A 2,416-nucleotide genomic window follows, 5' to 3' on the forward strand; every position below is an offset into this window, starting at 1 on the left:
TTATAGGGAGTGGTGCTGCTTAACATTTAGCATCGGCACACATGCCATCCCAGCCTAATTTAATAAAGCAAAAAAACGAGGTTGGGACGGTAAAATGTCTAACCTCGTTTTATGATGCCCGTTTTTAATTTATAAAAGGTCACAGACTGTTTGCGAAATGATTCATAGCGGCTTCGACCTCAGCGTAATTCTCGGGTTTTACCAGTGGAAGCAACGTATTTTGCAGATCAGTTAGATTTGCTGTTGTGAATTTCTTATGTTCCTGTTCACTAAAAGCTTGAATGAGTACTTGTTCAGCTTCGTCCCTTTTATTCTTAAGAGTTCGTGCAATAAAGAAATCTAAGAATTCTTCCTGGCCTTCATTCATAATGATCGTCCCCCTTTATAGTGAGAAAACGGTTATTAACCAAACTTCAGCGTCATTGTCCGCTTGTTTGGCAGGAATGTCCAGAGTAGTGGTCAAAAAATATCTTACATTTTTACTTTATGCCCATTTTTGGTGATTGTAGGCCATTCCCCAGAAATGCAATTCATAGTAACTGCTACGAATAAAGGCGGTATTCATTTTTTGTTTCTCATCGGGATCAGCTTGTTCCCCCAGCTTATCAACAATGTTGATCATTTGATTTGTGGCATCGGTGAAGCCATTGCTATCGTAAGTATTGATAAATTGTTGATATATTTTGACTGGTGAGCCATTTTTAACCAATTTTTTGCCTATCTCGTTATATAGCCAGTAGCATGGCAATAAGGCGGCTGCTGCTCTTGCCGGTGAGCCCTCGTTTAATTCATGATACATATGGGAAACATAATTGTAGGCATTAGGAGCGATTGGGGTTGTTTTTATTTCATCGGTCGTAATCGATAATTCCTGAAAGAATTCCCTGCGGATAGTTGCCTCATCATCGTGAAGACCCTGAGCACCGTCGTAAAGGAATTGTTTAATGGATGCATCGGATAGATGATCTGCAATTTGCTGATGCAGGTCGCCAAAGTTTTCTAGATAATAGCGATCCTGTTTTAAGTAGTAACGGAAAGTGTCGGTCGGCAATGATCCGGAAGCCAGTTCTTTAATGAAAGGGTGGTCAAAGCTTTCCTGCCACAGTGGAGCAGCTTGCTGATGCATTTTCTGGGTAATAGAAACCATGTTTTTTCTCCTTTTTAAGTAAACTGATATCATTGGTTGTATTTTATCATGTTTTGTGATGAGCCAACGGCATAATTGGGCTGAAAAATTGTGAATGTTATCGCAGTTGGCAAAATGAATTACTAAAGTGAGAAGTAAAAAAATGAGCGATTCGAATGGGTGTTATCCGAATCGCTCATTTTTATGGTTCTGGTACTTTCATAGTTCGATCAATGGTTGATCGACCGGTTGCATAATCAAATTTGACATTAGGCTGAACGTTGAACAGATAGACGTTAAAATCAAGTGAACGATCGGTACTAATTGCCTCAAGATGAATGCCCCTGGCCATTAATTCTTTGTCTCTAAATTGGCTTGGCAAAGAAAACCACGCGCTTGCCATCTCTAAGAGCAGAGCGGATTTTTTGTTCATAAATAGTTTGAATCCGCTGATTGGAAAAGGCTGTTTGGGTGAACAGGTTCTTGGGGTTGTTTTGATCTCCGGAAGTATCACTTGGATTATAGTGACCATTTTGATTAATGCCCTTTGAAATTGAATAGGCAATTAAGTGACCACGATTAATGATTGGCTGCCGATCTACAAATTTTTGATGCCAAGCGGCTGGTTCAACGTATTGACGGACCCGATTGTCATCAGATGCCAGATTACGGGATTCCAAGTAAGCAAGGTTACCGGTACTAGTCCGGTTAAGAGAATCCAAATTTGAATAAATGACTTTATTGATCTGCCACTTTTGAGGATCAAGTTTGGCCTTGTTATGGTTAACATAGACAAAACTCGATTCGCCGGAATGGTAAGTCAAATCAGCCAACTTATCATTTGAAGCAACGTTTTTAGTTGAATTTGTGACTGTTTGGGTGGCTTGATTAAATAAATTGGTTAAATTACTCGGCTGACCGCCGGTAAAATACCACGCACCGGTCAAAACAATCAATGTCACGATTAAACTCAGTAGGGAGTTTGACCGGCGTTTCTTTTTTCTGCGTTTACTCATATTTTAATTCTTCCTGTCATTAAAAACTCAGCGGTAACAGATACGTAACCGCTGAGTGGATATGATATTATCTGATTTTGGTATGCTTTGCTCCGCACACTTTATTAGGACTGCTCCAAAAGACTGATTCCTGCCATACAAGGAGCTAAATCCAACATCCCAAAACCGGGAATATTGAATTTAGCTCCTTGTACTCCGGAATCAAAACGTCTTTTTCCGCACACTGCTTTTAGGACTGCTCCTCAAAGCAGTACCACTCCATATAAGGGATCCA

General features: G+C 40.1%; 2 protein-coding genes and 1 pseudogene. All 3 read right to left on the reverse strand.

All coding sequences use genetic code 11. The annotated features are described in order from the left end of the window. Nucleotides 1-139 precede the first annotated feature (139 nt). Nucleotides 140-367 (reverse strand): hypothetical protein, encoded by a 228-nt coding sequence (locus HMPREF0519_RS03215; RefSeq protein WP_003634607.1) that lies wholly within the window; start codon nucleotides 365-367, stop codon nucleotides 140-142. 117 nt (nucleotides 368-484) lie between these two features. After that, the gene (gene tenA / locus HMPREF0519_RS03220) at nucleotides 485-1,147 is read right to left on the reverse strand and encodes a thiaminase II (RefSeq protein WP_040472645.1); all 663 of its coding nucleotides are present in this window, start codon (nucleotides 1,145-1,147) and stop codon (nucleotides 485-487) included. Between the two features lie 181 nt (nucleotides 1,148-1,328). Beyond that, nucleotides 1,329-2,142, reverse strand: a pseudogene (locus tag HMPREF0519_RS03225) (DNA/RNA non-specific endonuclease). Nucleotides 2,143-2,416 lie beyond the last annotated feature (274 nt).

Origin of the sequence: Lentilactobacillus hilgardii DSM 20176 = ATCC 8290, assembly GCF_000159315.1 — a bacterium.
Classification (GTDB): domain Bacteria; phylum Bacillota; class Bacilli; order Lactobacillales; family Lactobacillaceae; genus Lentilactobacillus; species Lentilactobacillus hilgardii.

Bases quoted from the DNA above. Each gene is read 5' to 3' on its own strand.
- HMPREF0519_RS03215 (WP_003634607.1), bottom strand. From the start codon at position 367: ATGAATGAAGGCCAGGAAGAATTCTTAGATTTCTTTATTGCACGAACT.
- tenA (WP_040472645.1), bottom strand. From the start codon at position 1,147: ATGGTTTCTATTACCCAGAAAATGCATCAGCAAGCTGCTCCACTGTGG.